Below are 17699 nucleotides of genomic sequence, written 5' to 3' on the forward strand. Positions count from 1 at the left end.
AGCCCTATACTCACCACTGTTTTAAAATTTCCAAATAGATATAAAATATTAAAACTAGGAGGTGTAATCGTTGACTTTATATGATAGACAAAACATTGTTAAAGATTTGACAATTAAAACCGATTCAAAAATAGTTTTTTTAGTTATGGACGGCCTTGGAGATTTACCAAACGAAGAAGGCAAAACTCCATTACAAGCAGCTAATAAACCGATTATGGATTCTTTGGCAAAAGATAGTGAGTTAGGCCAAAGTATCGTTGTTTTTCAGGGGATAACTCCTGGAAGCGGACCTGGTCATCTTTCACTTTTTGGTTATGATCCAATAAAATATAAAATAGGTCGTGGCATCTTAGAAGCACTAGGTTTGGACGTAGAAGTTGGCCCCAAAGATGTAGTAGCTAGGGCAAATTTTGCTACCATAAAAGATGGTATTATCGTTGATAGAAGAGCTGGTAGACCTTCTACAGAAGAATCTAAAAAAGTTGTAGAATTATTATCAGAAAAAATTAAACAGATCGACGATGTTAAAATCACATTTTATCCAGGAAAAGAACACAGGTTCGTAGTAAAATTTTCAGGTGAAGGATTATTTGATGAGGTTTCTGATGCTGATCCTCAAAAAGAAGGACTACCCATGGAATGGCCAAAGTCTTTAAATCCCGATTCGGAAAAAATGGCAAATATAGCTAACAAACTATTAAAAGAGATATGCGAAGTACTTAAAGATCAACCAAAAATGAATTTTGCACTATTAAGAGGATTCTCAAGGCATCCAAAATTACCTACCTTTAAAGAAATATACAAGCTAGACGCTGGAGCAATTGCAACATATCCAATGTACAGAGGGTTGGCAAAATTAGTAGGAATGGAAGTTGTAAAAACCGGGGAAACGATCGAAGATGAAATTGAAACCTTAAAGGCTAACTGGAATAAATATGATTTTTTCTTTGTCCACATAAAAAAGACTGATTCATATGGGGAAGATGGTAATTTTAATGAAAAAGTGAAAGTTATTGAAAATACTGACAGAGTATTACAAGACATATTAGATTTAAAACCTGATGTTTTAATTATTACAGGAGATCATTCAACTCCAGTACCTTTGAAATCCCACAGCTGGCATCCAGTTCCAGTACTACTACACTCAAAATATGTCAGAAAAGGGCTATCAAAAACATTTGATGAATTTGAATGTGCTCGAGGAGTACTAGGTACTATATATGCATTAGATCTATTGCCATTAGCAATGGCCCACGCTGGAAAACTTGAAAAATACGGAGCATAATAATAGCGGGCTATAAGCCCGCTTTTTATTTAGATTTATAATATCTTTCTAAAATTTGTATTCAAAAGGTTTATACTGTTCTAACCCGCAATCCTCTGAAAAGACTTTTATCTTTAAATTTTGATCAGATAAAAAAATAATTTTATCTCTTAAAATATCTACTTTTAACTTAGCTCCTCTCCAAGTTACCTTAAAAGACAGTTCTTCCCATTGTTCAGGTAGCCAAGGTTTAAAGTTTAAAACACCTTCTTCATCGACACTTAAACCACCAAATCCAAAAACCACACATTGCCAAGAACCTCCTGTCGATGCTGCGTGTAAACCATATTCTGAATTCCCTTGATTATCTTCTAAATCTGTCATCACAGTTTTAATGAAATACTCGTAAGCGTTATGAGTATCGCCTACCTTCAAACCCATTATTGAGTACATAGAAGGGCTCAAAGATGATTTATGCATTGTCCGTTTTTCATAATATTCATAATTTATTTTTTTGGTTTCATCATCAAACTCGTCTTCTAACAATAGTAACAACATTACAACGTCTGCTTGCTTAACAAGTTGGGTTTTATTCAATTTATCTAGTTCTACTCCTTTGGGCCAAACTGGCATTCTATTTTTATCCCATTCTGTGATTATATAATCCTTAAGATTAAAATACCCTTCGAATTGTTCTATCAACTTTGTTCCATTGTATCTTGGTATATAAATTTTGTCGGAAATATTATTCCATCTAATGAAATCCTTCTCTGATAAACCTAAATCAACACACAATCTTTCGTACTTAATAGGGTCTTTTTCTTTTAGCAACTTGGAGATTTCAAATGCCTTAGACAAATTCCATTTTGCCATGTAATTTGTGTACGCATTATTGTTTACATGTTCATGAAATTCATCTGGCCCTATAACCCCCTTAATCTCGTATCTATCCTTTTGATAATTATATTCTACGCGCGACTCCCAGAATTTGGCAGTTTCAAAAAAGATTTCCGCTCCATAATCTATCATAAATTGTTCATCATTTGTGGCCCTAAAATAATCCCAATAAGCAAATGCCACGTCAGCAGTTATGTGAATTTCCTCATCACCAGTCCATATTCTTACTGGATCACCTAAATAGTCTTTTCCCCATTTAGGTGTAGTTTCCAATCCATCATCTGTGGACTCCCAAGCAAACTGAGTACCTTTGTAGCCATTTAGCATGGCATTCTTTCTTGCACCATCTGATGTGTTGTATCTATATAGCAGAAGGGATTTCGCTGTTTCTGGTTGTGTATATATAAAAAATGGTAACATATAAATTTCTGTGTCCCAAAAAATGTGACCTTTATACCCCTCTCCATGTAACCCTTTTGCTGGTATACTAACTCTTGGATCATCTTTATTCGCACAAGAAACCAAATGGAATACATTGAATCTAATACCCAATTGAGCTTTTTCATCGCCTTTTATCTCAATATCTATATTTTCCCAAATCTTATCCCATTGCTCGATATGTTTTTTTAACTCGTCTTCATATCCAACAAAGGCAAAATTATTTAATTCTTTTTCAGTAAATTCATCTAAGTTAGAAATATTATCTCTTGAAGTAAAGGTAACTCCATACTTATAGATAGTATAAACTTGATTTTCCTTGATGTTTAATTCATATAATTCTTTAACTTGTTCTCCTAAAACAACAAATTTTCTATTAGTTAATAAATTCTCACTTTCTCTAAAGCATCTAATTGTTGTGGATTCAACCACAGATATCTTTTTGTCTTTTGTTACTGTTCTTAATGAAATCCCTGGTTTTAAATCTTTCATTTTTTCAACATAATAATGTCTCACCTCATTGTAAGGGTCATTTGCTGAGTTAGTTACTGTCCCATCGATAATATTTTCTATGACAAGCTTTCCTGAAAAATTTTTTGGTTTGATCTGATATTTAGCCCCCCATCTGTGTAAATTATTTTTACTAACGAACCTTTCAGAAAATACCTCAACGATCTTTCCAGATTCAAGTTCTAATTCAAAGTTTGTATTCAAAACAGCCTTTTTCATATTTAAATTTCTTTCATATTTTATAATTCTTCCTTCATCTAGATTAATCTTTTCTCCGTTAATATAAAATTTAATTGCCAATGGATCAGGATTATTCACTATTTCTTGAATCTGAGCCTCAGATTTATCATAAATCCCCGCAATAAAATTACCTTTCCATCCATAATTTGAAAATTCATTAAATCCTCTTAACCCTCTATAACCGTTTGCTAGAGTGAAAATTGTTTCTTTCTTTTTGTTTTCTTTTCGATTATAATTGTTTTGTTTGATTTCCCAAAGATTCAAATTATTCTCCCTCCTATTTATCTCATGATTTTTATCCGAAAGACATTATAAATTATATATAATGCTCAAATCCAATCCTTCGAAACTTTGAATCACAGTATGTGCATCTTTTAATATATCAGGATCTCCAACACCTATTACCTTCATTCCTACTCTTTTGGCAGCTTCTACTCCTGCAACTGCATCTTCAAATACGACACACTCATTAGGTTGAACTTTTAGATATTCGGCAGCCTTCAAAAAAATTTCAGGATCTGGTTTGGCTTTACTTATCATTGTTCCATCGATTATAACATCAAACTTTTTCTCTAAATCTAACCTTTCTAAAATAATTCTTGTATTTTTGCTTGCAGACGCTATTGCCGTTTTTATATTGTTCTCTCTCAAAATATCAATAAAGGCTTCGACACCCGGAAAAATCTCGCTTTTGCCCATTCTACTAATATATTCGACATACCATTTGTTCTTTTTTTCAGCTAAAACTTCTTTTTCTTTTTCATCAAGCTTTAAATTTCCTAACTCAAGAATTATTTCTAAACTTTGCATTCTACTTACACCTTTTAATCTCTCGTTATCCTCTAGAGTAAAATTTATGCCTAACTCATCAGCCAATTTTTTCCACGCTAGATAATGATATTTGGCAGTATCAACTATAACTCCATCTAAATCAAATATACAAGCTTTAATCAAAGATAAACCCTCCTTGCCATAAAGTTTTAGACACTTTAGAACTTTTGAAACTTAAAATTAATTTTTGGCGTAGAGATGTTCATTTTTATACTTAAATTCATTCAAACAGTGATTTATTTGTATATACAACCAATTTAGGCATCTTAAAACTTGATTAAAACGATGTACCAAGGATAATCTAATTTTGCATCAACTAAAAAACTGCAAGCTAGATTTCCAAACCTTCAAGACGCTTACTTAGAACGTCTCTACGATTAAAAAACACCAGTGATATACGAATTACAGAACAATAAATTAATCTTTGTTTATTCCAGGTTAACAATTGATAACAAATTTTATTACATACTAATAAATTAGTAGGAACGATTTCATTTCAAAATATTTTATATATAGTTATAAACATATTATTAACCTTTGACTGCTACGGCTCTCCCTGTTTCAACAAATTGATTTTGAAACGAAAGAAAAATAATGATCATCGGGATTGTCATGATTATAGTTGCAGCCATCATATAAGGCCAAAAAGTATAATATGAGGTCTTAAAAAAGTTCAATCCTAAGGTCAATGTATACATTTCTTTTCGGGAGGTAATAATCAGCGGCCATTGAAAATCATTCCAAGCTCCTAAAAAAGTATAAATTGCTAAAGCACCGATTGCAGGTCTAGCGTTGGGCAAGACTATCCTAAAAAATGTCCCAAAAACTCCTGCTCCATCGATCCTTGCAGCCTCTTCTAATTCTTTAGGAAAATTCATGAAAAACTGTCTCATTAAAAATAAGCCAAATATATTTGCCAATTTCGGGAAAACCATACCAGAATAAGTATTAACAAGACCCCAATTTACCATAAGTGTATACTGAGGTATCATAGTAACCTGTCCTGGAATCATCATCGTGCCTAAGAAAAGAGTGAACCAAAATTCTTTAAGCGGGAATCGTAACCTCGCAAAAGCGTAACCACCTAGCGTTCCTATTAATATGTTGCCAATAGTCACCAAACCAGCATAAATGAGCGTATTTAAAAACCACCTTGAGTATAATGGAACAACTTCAAAAACTTTTACATAGTTTTTTAAAGTTAAAGGGGCACCAAATGCCTTAGGAGGTATTTCAAATAATCTAATTTTAGGTGGCCAACTCATCACATCGGTTCCCTTCTTAATTCCATTTTCATCAAAATAAGTAAGGGGTACAAAAGAAACTAAAGCAGCCCATAGAAAAGGAAAAAGAGAAATTAAGGTATATGCAATTAAAATAATATATGAAACAATTCTGGCAGCTTTCCATTTGCTTTTAGTCATTTACTTTCACCTCAATATTCCTCGGGAATATATTTTCTCTGCAAGAACGTTATAAGCAAAATAATGCCAAAAAGTATAATTGCCAAAGAAGAAGCATATCCCATGTTCCCATATTCAAATGCATTTTTATATATGTAAAAAGAAATAGTGATGTTTCTCATATTGTTTATCAAAAAATAAATCTGATCAAATACCTGCATACAACCAATAGTTCCCATTACTATGACAAATAATATTTGTGGTCTTAACAAAGGTAAAGTAATTTTCCAAAATTTTTGTGTGCCTGACGCACCATCAATATCCGCAGCCTCATACAAAGTAGAAGGTATATCTTGTAATCCTGCTAAAAATGTAACCATAAAATATCCTGCTGTCGACCAAATATTCATTAACATTATTGCAAATAATGCAGTATTGGGATTATTAAGCCAATCTACTGGCTGAAACCCAAAACCACCAAAAAGTGCAACAAGAATTCTATTTAGAATTCCTGGTCTTGAATAAATTAACCAAAAGATCATAGAAATTGCCGCTGAGGATGTTATAGCCGGTAGAAAAAAAACCACTTTATAAAATTTAACTCCTTTAACCTTTAAATTAGCAGCAACTGCTAGAAGAACAGCCAAAAAAGTTTGAACAGGAACTACTATTGCTGTATAAAGCAAGGTATTTACTAAAGAAATTCTTACATATTCATCTTTAAACAACCTTTTAAAATTATCAAAACCTACTAACTGAGGTGTATATTTTTTAAAAAGATTCTTTTTCTTAGCCATATACGTTGTCATAAACTCCGATGTTGTCAAGATCTTATTTAATTTACCATCTACAAAATCTTCTAAAAGTTTTTCAACCTCAAAATATTCTGCAACTGCTTGTTTTTGCTCTTCATTTAAATTTAAACCAACATCATATTGGACAAATGAAAAAAGATCAAAGCTATCTTTTATTTCATCCACAGACCGGACCTCGTCTTGAAACATTCCTACATGAAATTCAATACTCTCTTGAGGATTAAAGGGATATTTAAATTTCTGTGTTTCTAAAGGATTGTAATTAGTAAAACTATAGTAAAATACCATAATTATAGGATAAATTGTAAATAATAGTACAATGATTATTACTGGTGAAGCAAATACATAACCAAATATAGCTTCTTTTGTTCTATGCTTCATTTTTTTCACCTCTTTTTAAATAATGATGAGGGTATGACCCTCATCATTATTTCGTTACATATACGATATGTTTCAAAAATTGAAAGCAAAATTTTTTATTTTATGGTTTTACCCAAACATCATAATTTTTTTCTATGGTATCGACAGCTTTTTCAATGGTGATTCTACCAGCAAAGAGGTCATTCAATAAAGAATTTATATAATCGTCTGCCTTTGCAAATATACCTGTAGGAGTTGGAACTCTCCAAGGATAACCAAATGCCACTGAATCATAGAATACTTTTTTCATTGGGTCCGTGTCTTTTGAAGCTATACTTTGTCTTGAACCAAGAACTCCTGCTTTTTGTACAAATATTTCTTGACCTTCTGTAACCAAAAATTTCAAAACTTCCCATGCTTCATTTTTATGTGGCGATTGTCTATTCATGCTCCAAGCAACTGTATATATCATTGAGGACTTTTCCACTAATCCGGGTAATTCTACTATTCCTGTCTTGGTCTCAACATTTGGAAATTCCTCTCTTATATAACCTAATGCCCAAGGTCCTTCCATAACCATAGCTGTTAATTCTTTTGCGTAGGCGTCGCCTAACCAACCAGCTCCCAAAGTAGTTGGTAATAAAGCAACCTCATACTTAGAAGCCAAGTCTATATAAAATTTTAGTGCTGCAACTGCTTCTTTTTCTGTCAAGGCTGTCGATAAATCTTCTTTTACCAATCTTCCACCAAAACTATGAATCACAGGTATCAATCTATTAAAGTCTGCTGCTAGAGACATAGGAGTTTCATATCCTCTTTCTTTGAGCAAAGTAGCTTTGTACAGTAAGTCGAACCAGGTGTCATTACTTGTCGGATATGCAACTTCATATTTGTCGAATATCTCTTTGTTATAAAAAAGAGCTAGTGTAGAAAAATCTTTTGCAATTCCATAAACTCTATCGTTAAAAGTGAAAGCTTCGACCAAATTTGGATAAAAATCATCAATATCAAACTTATCTCTTGAAATATAAAGATCTAGTTGTTGTAATACGTTGGCTCTTGCTAATTCTTCAAAAACATAAATATCTACATAAAACAAGTCTGGGCCTTGACCTCCTGATAATCTGGTCATCAATGTTTGTTTGTAATCTCCAGCAATTGGATCCCATCTAACTTGTATATCTTGATGAGAAGCATTAAATTTTTGAACAATTTCACTAATTGCTGCTTCCTCTGCTGGATTGCCTGGCCAACCCGTGATGGTTATAGTCACAACTGAAAAAGATGAAACTACCAATAAAATCATTAAAACAGACAATACTAACTTTTTCATGTAACTCTACCTCCTTTATAAAATGTAGTTTTAGACACTTTAGAACTTTTGAAACTTAAAATTAATTTTTGGCGTAGAGATGTTCATTTTTATACTTAAATTCATTCAAACAGTGATTTATTTGTATATACAACCAATTTAGGCATCTTAAAACTTGATTAAAACGATGTACCAAGGATAATCTAATTTTGCATCAACTAAAAAACTGCAAGCTAGATTTCCAAACCTTCAAGACGCTTACTTAGAACGTCTCTACGATCGGGAAAATTAAACGTAAGCCCTTTACTTAAAATACCTTTTGCTAAAATTTAAAGTACTTTGCCTTTTAACCAATTTTGATGGAACTACTAACGAAACTACTTCTTCGCCATTAACCATTTTATCCAAAGCTTGAGCCGCGCTATAACCTATCTTAATAATATTCTGATCTACAGTGGTCAATCCCACGACTTCGGAAAGGGGGATATTGTCATAACCAATTATTGGAACCTCAATACCAAATCTCTTCAAAAACTTTATAGCCGCATAAGCCATTGTATCTGAAGCACAAAATATTCCATCGTAATCAAAACCTTTTTTTAATATCGACTTCAAAATTTCAACAGTCTTTTCTTCATCAAAATCTCCATAAACTACATCCACAGAAACATTTAAATCATTTGAAGCACTCTCTACTCCTCTTAATCTCTGCTCAGAAACTGGTATTCCTTCATTTCCACTGATATAAAGTACTCTTTTACATCTTAGTTCTTCTAAATGCTTTATTGCCATATAAGCCCCCGAAACGTTGTCACTGTCAACATAAACAAAATCATTTTCATCATTTCTACCGATTACCACAAATGGAAACTTTTTTTGGTTTAGAAATTTTATTCTTTCATCATTTTTTCTTAAATCCAATAGAATAAACCCATCTATTATTTTGCTTTGAATAACACTATCGTAATATTCGACAATGTCAGAAGATTCATGTATGTCAACGATTAACTTGAGTCCTTTTTTAGAAAGATAATTTAAAACACCTTTCAAAAATTTAGTTGAATAGGTATCTTCGAGTACCTTTCCTCCTTTCACAGAAAAGATGATTCCATATATGCCTGTTTTCTTTCTTCTTAAAGAGGTAGCTATTTTATCAGGTTGGTAATTATACTTTTCTATAACTTCCATTACCTTTTCTCTGGTTTCCTGGCTAACTTTATCTGATCCATTTAATACCCTAGAAACGGTCGCAACGGAAACATTAGCTTTTTCTGCAATATCTTTAATTTTAAGACTCATAAAATTGCACCCCTTTTAATAAAGAATTTTTAAATTTTCTCTTCTACAGAAAATTCACGCGTCAAAGCTTCATCTAATCAATGTTTTTATATATTTTTACAAATATTTTTTATTTTAACGAAAGGTAGAAGACTATCGCATGCTAAAAACTTAACCTCAAAATCTTACCCTTAAAAGCTCTCTTTATGTAATCGATTACATTAAAACTGAAAATTTTCAAAAAATCTAGTAGAATCTTCATATTTGTTCTTGAAAGGCATTTTTACTTAAATTGTGGGGAGAATTATGAAATATCAAACGAAGTATTAGTTAATAGAAAAGGTTTAATTGAATTCAATATATGTAATCGATTACATATATTATATAATTTAAATTCTTAAAAAAGAAATCCGATTATTGTCATTTATTTTCGATTAGAAGCAAATATATACATTTATGTTAATATTTCTTGGTTTTTCTTAATTTTTATGTAGATAAATGATTATTTTGTTAATTTATCTACATAACTTGGAGATTCTTCATCTACTTCTGTTTCTTCTTCATCTTTACCTAGAGTCGGTTTTTCTCTTATCCATTTTAAGGCAATCTTTTCAAAGAACCGCACCGTCTTTGTCCAAATTCCTTCATTTTCAGTTAGTGGCTCAACTTTTATGGTGTAAAATTTAAAAACATTTCCGCATGCAATATCTGTAAAAAGTTGATCTCCAATCATAACTATCTCACTAGGTTTATATCCCAAATACTTTATTTTCTTTTTTATTTTAAATTTTAAAGGTTTCCTTGCCGCTGCAAGAAGGTCAACACCTAACTCATCTAAATCTGCTTCTAACGCTTTAAAACGTTTTTTTCTTCCATTGGTTGCTATTAAAATATAAAACCCCATTTCTTTGAGCCTTATAAGCAAATCTGTAGCTTCTGGGGTTAAGAAATCCTTATGGTATTCATTTAAGGTATTATCAAAATCAAATATTAGCATCTTGTATCCATTCTCTTTTAACTGCTCATAATCAATATCAAAAACTGTTTCTTTAAACTCATTAGGTCCAGCTAAATCTATAAGTCTAAAGAACCAGCCGATAGTATAAAAAAACACATTATAAGCAAACTTTGAAAAGGCTGCGACAAACTTCTTGAACTTACTTTCTAGTCCATAAGTATAAGGATTTATTAATATTGTATACAAACCTAATTTGTTTCCAGCGCTTATATCTGTGATAAACAAATCTCCTATAATTACAGTTTCAGATTCTTTTGAGTCCAATTCTTCCAAGACTTCTTTTAATTTTTTAGTGTCGGGTTTTTTCATGCTTGTGTAAACTTTAACTTTTCCATCAGTTAATTCTTCTATAATTTTAACTTTTTCTCTTTTTGTATTTGTCACAATTGCTACTTTAAAACCTTGTTCTATCAAACTATCAAAAAGCTTTAAAGTTTTATCAGTTATATTATCATCTCGCCACCCAGTAATTGTAAAATCATAATCCATAAGAATAGTTGTGAAACCAAGTTTTTTTAGATTCTCATAGTCTACAGAATATATATCTGGGCTATGTTCTCTAGGGATGGGGATATACTTAAATAAGCCCGTCATGCGGTTCAACACCTACAACCTCCAATTTTATGTCTGAATTTTCCAAAGAGTTAAGTAAGACAAGAGCTTCCTCCAAAAAGCCGGCAGGAACAATTATCTTAAAATATCCATTTTTTTGCTTTTTTCTCACATTCATTATATGTGCCTCAGCTTCCACCATGTATATCAATAAATGAATATCTTCTTCTGCAATATCTATGAAGATATCAAATTCTGGAATACTGTTATCATAGGGCATCTGCTGGTCTTCCCTCCTACTTTTGAAGCTTTCTTTGTTACTGCTTCAACTTATTATAATATTTCTGCTGAAATAGTTGCTAATTCAGATCTTTCTCCCTTCTTCATCGTTATGTTTGCCGCAAGCTCTATTTCTTTAAACTTTGAAGCCGCATAAACAAGGCCGTTTGAGGAACTGTCTAAATAAGGGTTATCTATTTGATAGGGATCACCTGTTAAAACGATCTTGGTACCCTCTCCTACTCTTGTTAAGATTGTTTTAACTTCACCGGGGGTTAAGTTTTGAGCTTCGTCTACTATCATATACTGGTTAGGTATTGTTCTACCTCTTATATAAGACAGGACTTCTATCTCCATCAAATCTTTTTTTGTGAGATACTCTTCCGGTCTTTTACCTTTTCCTTTGAACAAAAAATCTAAATTGTCATAAATTGATTGTAACCATGGCCTCATTTTTTCTTCAATATTACCCGGAATGTATCCGATATCCTTTCCCATAGGAATTACTGGTTTAGATATTAACAATCTATTGTATAACTTTTTTTCTAGAATGTTATAAAGGCCTGCAGCTAGTGCTAATAGAGTCTTACCTGTACCAGCTATCCCAACCAAGGTTACAAATGGAATGTCAGGGTCTAACAAAGCATCTAAGGCAAAAACCTGCTCGGCACTTCTTGGTTTTATGCCAAAGATTTCTGTATTAAAATTTACAAAAATCTTTTCAAACAATTGTTTCTTCTTGTTGTACCTGAGTAATTTTTCTCCATATTTTAAATAGGTGTTAGGATAAAGTTCACAATCGAGATCTAACTCACTAAGAGTATAAACATCTTTCGTTTCTAAAGCCTTAGTTGGTTCATCTATTATTATGTATCCATCAGGTAACAGCTTAATATCTATCTTATCACTTAAATAATCTTGACTTTCTATTCCAAGAGCATCAGCCTTAATTCTAAGGTTTAAATCTTTACTAACAATAATTGTCTTTAAATCTTTTTCAACTTCTTTTAAGTAAAGTGCGTAATACAATATAAAATTGTCCTTTGATTCTCCCAAATAACTAGGCATTTTATATCTAGGATCGTTCTTTTCTATTGCCAATATTTTCAACGTTCCTTCATTTGGTAATTTGACCCCTTTTTGGAGAGACATCTTCTCTCTTAAACCATCCAGTATTCTTGCCACTTCTCGTGCTGATTTGGCAACTTTATCACTTCTTGTTTTAAGCTTATCGATCTCTTCTATAACAGGGAAAGGTATAATTAAATTGTTATCTTCAAATTTAAATATACAATATGGATCGTGAATTAATACGTTTGTATCTAATATATAATTTTTAACCAAGATTAATCACCCCATTTTCGAATGAAGCTTTCTAGAGCTTTTAGAGAAAAAAGCTTAATATACTTTTGAAACAACCGTGCTGTCGCTAAAGCATCATCCCAAGCCCTATGAAAATTTTTAACACCTAAATTAAATTTTTTTGAAAGATATTCAAGATTGTATGGGCCGCTCTCTAAAAAATATTTTGATACTTCTAAAGTATCAATATAATAGTTATCTATGGAGAACATCCCACTTTCTTTTGCAGCCATATCTAAAAATCTAAAATCCATCTTAGAGTTGTGAGATACTAATATCGCATCATCAACATACTCTTTAAATCTGGGAAAAACTTCCAGCAATGTGGGTGCTTCAGACACATCTTCGTTGTTTAATTTATGAAATCTTGACACCTCTCCAGGTATATAAATCATTGGGTTAACCAAAGTATGAAAAGAATACTTGAATTTAATCTTTTTGTTAAAGATAGGTATAGCCGCAATTTCTATAATTCTATCGCCTAACTCTGGATGTAACCCAGTTGTTTCCAAATCAAAAGCCAAAAAAACTTTGTTTTGTATTTCAAGCATATGCTTCCCTCCGTATCATAAATTATACCATGATTAACTTTTAATTTTTCTCTTGATTTATACGGTCATTTTAAGGTATAATAAATAATGAGTATAGCGTCTGTAGCTCAATTGGATAGAGCGTCGGACTTCGGATCCGAAGGTTGTGGGTTCGAATCCCACCAGATGCGCCATTCAGTCCTAAACAAGTCAAAGTTAAAATCAAAACATCACAAGGAGGTATCGTTCATGGCAGAGATAGAAGTACTTAAGGTAGCTGCGAACTCAAAACCTGTTGCAGTTGCAGGGGCTCTTGCCGCTATTATCAGGGAGAAGGGAGTCGCTGAATTGCAAGCGATTGGTGCTGGTGCGGTTAACCAAGCAGTAAAGGCAATAGCTATAGCAAGAGGATATGTTGCACCAAGTGGTATCGATCTAGTATGTGTACCTGCTTTTGCAGACGTAGAAATTGAAGGAGAAGAAAGAACTGCAATTAAATTTCTAGTGAAACCTAAGGAGTAAAAAAGAGGCTGAAAAGCCTCTTTTTTATTCTAAATTCATATAATTGCCATCTTATATTTTCTTAACAGAGTCTCTAACAACAATTTCTGTAGGTAAGATTATTCTTCTTTTAACCCTGCTTTCCTTTTTACCCTCTAATTTTTCTACCATAAGTTTGGCAGCATTCAATCCCATTTCATACATAGGCTGACATATTGTAGTCAATGAGGGATGTAAATATCGCGCAAAAGGAGAATCGTCAAATCCAACAACGGAAACATCATCTGGGCACGAATAACCCGCTTCCTTCAAAGCTTTCAGGCCACCTAAAGCAACCCAATCGTTAACAAAAAATACTGCGGTAAAGTCCTTTCCGTTCTTTTTAAGATACTGTTTTATTGATGTGTATCCCGATTGAGCGTCAAATGCAGCAGGGATGAAAATCACTTCAAAATCTTTATTTTTCTGTGCAAAATCCTGAAAAGCCCTTTTTCTCTCTAGTGCAGAATAGATCTTCTGAGGCCCTTCTACATGAGCTACTCTTCTGTGACCCATGTCATATAAATATTGCGCTATCTTTAAGGTCGAATTGTAATTTTCTATTGTTATAATGTCTATTTTCAAATCGGAATGATCCCTGTCTAATGCAACAACGGGTATTCCGGTGGTAACAAATTTTTCCAAGTATTCTTCATCATCATATGTTGTACATGCTATAATACCATCTACTTTTCTGCCGAAAAATTCATCTAACGCCTCTTTCTCTTTTTCAATAGAATTTCTAAAGGTAGAAAGAAACATTTCTATATGGCTTTTTATTAAAACCTCTTCAATACCCTCAGCAATTGTTCCATAGTAATAGCCAAATAAATCTGGTACAAGCACTCCAACAACCTTGTACGAACTACCTTTCATGCTATCGCTTCTTTTGTAGTTCAACTCCTTTACAGCTTTTAACACTTTCTTTCTGGTTTCTGGCGATACGTTGTCACTTCCGTTTAAAACTCTTGAAACAGTTGCTATAGAATATCCAGAAACCCGCGAAACATCTCTAATTGTTGCCATTATGTATCACCCATTCCTAAAATAGATTTTCATAAGGTTTTAAATCGAGTTCTCCTTGAATTATTTCAATAAGAATACCGTCTGGATCTTTGAAGAAGGCTATTCTGACACCGCCTTCCGCATCAGTTGGTTCCATGGAGAACTCAACACCTTTGTCACTTAAATATCTGTAAGTTTCATCAACATTAGCTACTTTGTAAGCAAAATGTTTAATACCTATATTTTTGTCGTTGTATGTTGTTATTGGTTCACCTTTCTCTGAAAAATTAAACAATTCAAGAATTTTATTGTTTCCCATATCTAGATAAACTATTATAAAATTTCCATTATCTTGAATTAGCTGTCCCAGTACTTTAAAGCCTAAAATATCCCTATAAAACTCAATTGATTGCTGTAAATCTGAAACAGTGATTGCAAGATGGTCAAATTGAAATTTCAAATACATCACTTCCTTTGTTAAACTTGTTAAACTTTAGGTCGTAAACAAATTGTATATGAAAATCTCTAAAACTGAAATATAGACTTTCTATTCACATATCTACATTTTAAACCTTTTAACCAAAGCTTCTAATTCAGATGATAATTCACTTAACTCTTTTGCACTCTCGTTTATCTCTACTGATTGACTTAGTTGTCTGTCTATTACCTTTCTTGAATTCTCTAGTTGTTCACTTATCTCTGATACCGCCCTTGCTACTCTCTCTATCGCTGAACTCATCTCTTGGGCACTCGCACTTTGTTCTTCTGCACTCGCTGTCATGTTTTCTATTCCTTGATTCATCTTCTCTATTCTTTCTCTTATGTTGGTAAAACTTTGAAGGACATTTACCATCTTTTCATTCACTTCTTCTATCGTTTCTACTACTTTGTTCGTTGAGTCGTTCACTTTCTTTGTGCCTTGCGTTATGTTTGCTAGTATCTGACTTATTTCTTCTGTCGCGTTTCTCGACTCTTCTGCTAACTTCCTTATCTCATCTGCTACTACTACCGCAAAGCCTCTTCCTGCTTCTCCTGCCCTCGCAGCTTCTATCGCCGCGTTTAACGCTAACAAGTTCGTTTGTTCAGTTATTGAGTTTATCGTTTCTACTATGCTTTGGACATCTTTCGCATTCGTCGCTAGTTGGGTCACTTCTTTTTGGCTTTCTTTTGTCCTTTCTACCGCTTCTTTTACTATCTCACTTATGCTTATTATTGTTTGACTTCCTTCTTGCGCTGCCTTATTTGTCTTTTCTGCTTCTTCACTTAACCTTTGGGCATCTCGAGATACTCCTTGTGCTGCTCTTGCTACTTCATCTACTCCTGAGGTTACTTCTTCTACATTTCCTGCTGTCTCTTCTGCATAGGTCTGTATCGTATCCATTTGTCGTTTTAATTCTTCTGAGTTTTCTCTACTTTCTTGAGAGGTCTTGGTTAAATTAACTGATGATTTTTGTACTTTGTCTGAAGCTTCTCTTATCGAGCCCATTGAGTTCCTTAGTTCTTTACTCATCTCTGATAGAGCTAATGCCATCTGTCCTATTTCGTCTTTACTCTTCACTTGAAAGTCTACTGTTAAATCTCCTTCTTTGAATTGGTTTATCTTGTTTCTTAATTCAAGTAATGGTTTGGTTATACTTCGTATTAGATATATGACCATAATTATTGCAACTACAAAGGCTAATACCGTTAATATTATTGTTAGTAGAATAGATTTGTTGTTTTTTTCAATGAGTTGGGGACCAAGTGTGTCTTGTTGTTCTTTTAGCTGAGCCCTTTGGTCTTCTAAAAGACTTAGTATTTCAACTCTTAATTGTTCCATTTCTTGGATTATTGGTTCCTGGGATTCGATTGTTGTAACTAACTCTTTAAACTCGCTTTCCAAATTTTCTATACTATCCATTAATTGGAAAAAGGCATCTCTGAGTTCATCATTTGTTAATCCAAACTCCACAAACGCCAAATTATTTTTAAAGTTTGAAAAGATATTCAATACACTAGTTTTGTCACTAGATGACTTGGTTGAAAAATAATTTTTAACAGCCTCGTTTATGGTATTTACAGTCTCAATAGGATTTTGTGGAAGCAATGAAAATGCTAATACACTGTATTTTTTACATAGGCTATCAAAACTTGATAGCTCTTCTTTAATCATTTCCGCCTTGTGGTTAAAATCGTGTAGGAGTTTATTAGCCTTATTATACAATTCAACAATTCTATCGAAATCGTTGTCATATTTACTAATTAATTCTTTAACAATAATTATATCAGTGGTTTCTACTGAGCTTTCACTTAATTTATCTATATATTCGCCAATAAAAGATAAATTCTTTTTAAAAGACTCTTCAAAGCTCTTTTCATAAACTACAAGATAATCTTTAAAGTCAAGGGATGCTTCAAGAAATGTTGTTTCTACTTGTGTAAAATTGTTTACATCATCAGATAACTTTTTATACGTTTCAAGCCCGTTATTGGAATTGTTAAGGGAAATAATATTAAAAACAATGGATAATCCAAATAATATAAATATTATCACAATAATATTTATTATTCTTCTACTAACTGATCTATTCTTCATATAACCGGCCCCCTAATTTTGTATTTTGTGCATTCCTTAAGGTATTTCTAGAAGTGCAAACTCTACAAAAATGAAAAGATAAAAACTAGTTTTTTCTAACTATAATCTTTAAAAAAGCGGTAGCAGGAGGGCTTGTCCCGAGAAAGACTGCGCCCTAACCCTGCTTTCAAAACAAAATCAAAATCTTCTTCTATATTTATATGTTATAAAAAATCAAAAGCACTTTTTACAACTACTTCTCCTTCTACATTCTTTAACATCTTTGTTTTTCCAGGAAATAGTGAAAAGAAATTATCTCCAGCGTAATTTTCTCCATCAACTCTCACATTCACGCCAATTGCAGGTTTTTGACATTTCAATATTAAATTTTTATCTTCAAGTTTATGAGTTATATGTGGATTATCTAACTTGTTGATTCTTAAATCTGCAAAGATGTCATGATTTTCAATGACGTCATCATCTTTCTTAACAGCAATATAGCCTACAGATT

General features: G+C 32.6%; 15 protein-coding genes, 1 tRNA gene and 1 pseudogene. 3 read left to right on the top strand and 14 right to left on the bottom strand.

Annotated features, from left to right (window positions below; translation table 11 throughout):
- The first annotated feature begins 70 nt into the window (after nucleotides 1-70).
- Nucleotides 71-1285 (top strand): 2,3-bisphosphoglycerate-independent phosphoglycerate mutase, encoded by a 1215-nt coding sequence (locus PKN74_RS06705; protein ID WP_472309860.1) that lies wholly within the window; start codon nucleotides 71-73, stop codon nucleotides 1283-1285.
- Between the two features lie 48 nt (nucleotides 1286-1333).
- Here PKN74_RS06705 and PKN74_RS06710 read toward each other — a convergent pair whose 3' ends face one another.
- The 10 genes from PKN74_RS06710 to PKN74_RS06755 all read right to left on the bottom strand — a co-directional run bounded on the left by PKN74_RS06710 (nucleotide 1334) and on the right by PKN74_RS06755 (nucleotide 13110).
- A complete protein-coding gene (locus tag PKN74_RS06710) occupies nucleotides 1334-3613 on the bottom strand; it encodes a glycoside hydrolase family 65 protein (RefSeq protein ID WP_472309862.1) in 2280 nt (759 codons plus the stop codon).
- Nucleotides 3614-3658: 45 nt separating this feature from the next.
- Entirely contained in the window at nucleotides 3659-4303 is a 645-nt protein-coding gene (gene pgmB, locus PKN74_RS06715; protein WP_472309864.1) for a beta-phosphoglucomutase, read from the bottom strand.
- 407 nt (nucleotides 4304-4710) lie between these two features.
- Nucleotides 4711-5604 (bottom strand): carbohydrate ABC transporter permease, encoded by an 894-nt coding sequence (locus PKN74_RS06720; protein WP_472309866.1) that lies wholly within the window; start codon nucleotides 5602-5604, stop codon nucleotides 4711-4713.
- Between the two features lie 11 nt (nucleotides 5605-5615).
- The gene (locus PKN74_RS06725; protein WP_472309868.1) at nucleotides 5616-6779 is read right to left on the bottom strand and encodes a carbohydrate ABC transporter permease; all 1164 of its coding nucleotides are present in this window, start codon (nucleotides 6777-6779) and stop codon (nucleotides 5616-5618) included.
- A 100-nt stretch (nucleotides 6780-6879) separates the two neighbouring features.
- Entirely contained in the window at nucleotides 6880-8091 is a 1212-nt protein-coding gene (locus PKN74_RS06730) for an ABC transporter substrate-binding protein (protein WP_472309870.1), read from the bottom strand.
- A 282-nt stretch (nucleotides 8092-8373) separates the two neighbouring features.
- Nucleotides 8374-9369 carry a LacI family DNA-binding transcriptional regulator gene (locus PKN74_RS06735; protein ID WP_472309872.1) on the bottom strand — a complete coding sequence of 332 codons (996 nt, stop codon included), beginning with the start codon at nucleotides 9367-9369 and terminating at the stop codon, nucleotides 8374-8376.
- A gap of 481 nt (nucleotides 9370-9850) precedes the next feature.
- A complete protein-coding gene (locus tag PKN74_RS06740) occupies nucleotides 9851-10972 on the bottom strand; it encodes a YqeG family HAD IIIA-type phosphatase (protein ID WP_472309874.1) in 1122 nt (373 codons plus the stop codon).
- Nucleotides 10944-11198 (bottom strand): DUF4911 domain-containing protein, encoded by a 255-nt coding sequence (locus PKN74_RS06745; protein ID WP_472309876.1) that lies wholly within the window; start codon nucleotides 11196-11198, stop codon nucleotides 10944-10946. Before PKN74_RS06745 ends, PKN74_RS06740 begins: the two co-directional genes overlap by 29 nt.
- 53 nt (nucleotides 11199-11251) lie before the next feature.
- The gene (locus PKN74_RS06750; protein ID WP_472309878.1) at nucleotides 11252-12541 is read right to left on the bottom strand and encodes a PhoH family protein; all 1290 of its coding nucleotides are present in this window, start codon (nucleotides 12539-12541) and stop codon (nucleotides 11252-11254) included.
- A gap of 2 nt (nucleotides 12542-12543) precedes the next feature.
- Nucleotides 12544-13110, bottom strand: a complete 567-nt coding sequence (locus tag PKN74_RS06755; protein ID WP_472309880.1) for a 3'-5' exonuclease — start codon at nucleotides 13108-13110, stop codon at nucleotides 12544-12546.
- Between the two features lie 96 nt (nucleotides 13111-13206).
- Here PKN74_RS06755 and PKN74_RS06760 point away from each other — a divergent pair.
- Together PKN74_RS06760 and PKN74_RS06765 are read left to right on the top strand one after the other, a co-directional pair.
- Nucleotides 13207-13283 (top strand) — tRNA-Arg (locus tag PKN74_RS06760).
- Nucleotides 13276-13611, top strand: a complete 336-nt coding sequence (locus PKN74_RS06765) for a stage V sporulation protein S (protein ID WP_472309882.1) — start codon at nucleotides 13276-13278, stop codon at nucleotides 13609-13611. Before PKN74_RS06760 ends, PKN74_RS06765 begins: the two co-directional genes overlap by 8 nt.
- A gap of 51 nt (nucleotides 13612-13662) precedes the next feature.
- Here PKN74_RS06765 and PKN74_RS06770 read toward each other — a convergent pair whose 3' ends face one another.
- The 4 genes and pseudogenes from PKN74_RS06770 to PKN74_RS06785 form a co-directional block, all read right to left on the bottom strand.
- Complete coding sequence (locus PKN74_RS06770) at nucleotides 13663-14655, bottom strand: LacI family DNA-binding transcriptional regulator (protein ID WP_472309884.1); 993 nt, start codon at nucleotides 14653-14655, stop codon at nucleotides 13663-13665.
- 16 nt (nucleotides 14656-14671) lie between these two features.
- Entirely contained in the window at nucleotides 14672-15094 is a 423-nt protein-coding gene (locus PKN74_RS06775) for a VOC family protein (protein WP_472309886.1), read from the bottom strand.
- 99 nt (nucleotides 15095-15193) lie between these two features.
- Nucleotides 15194-17209 carry a methyl-accepting chemotaxis protein gene (locus PKN74_RS06780; RefSeq protein ID WP_472309888.1) on the bottom strand — a complete coding sequence of 672 codons (2016 nt, stop codon included), beginning with the start codon at nucleotides 17207-17209 and terminating at the stop codon, nucleotides 15194-15196.
- Nucleotides 17210-17412: 203 nt separating this feature from the next.
- Nucleotides 17413-17699: pseudogene (locus PKN74_RS06785) on the bottom strand (glycoside hydrolase family 2 protein); the annotation flags it as partial.

This window comes from Defluviitoga sp., assembly GCF_035349255.1.
Lineage (GTDB): Bacteria > Thermotogota > Thermotogae > Petrotogales > Petrotogaceae > Defluviitoga.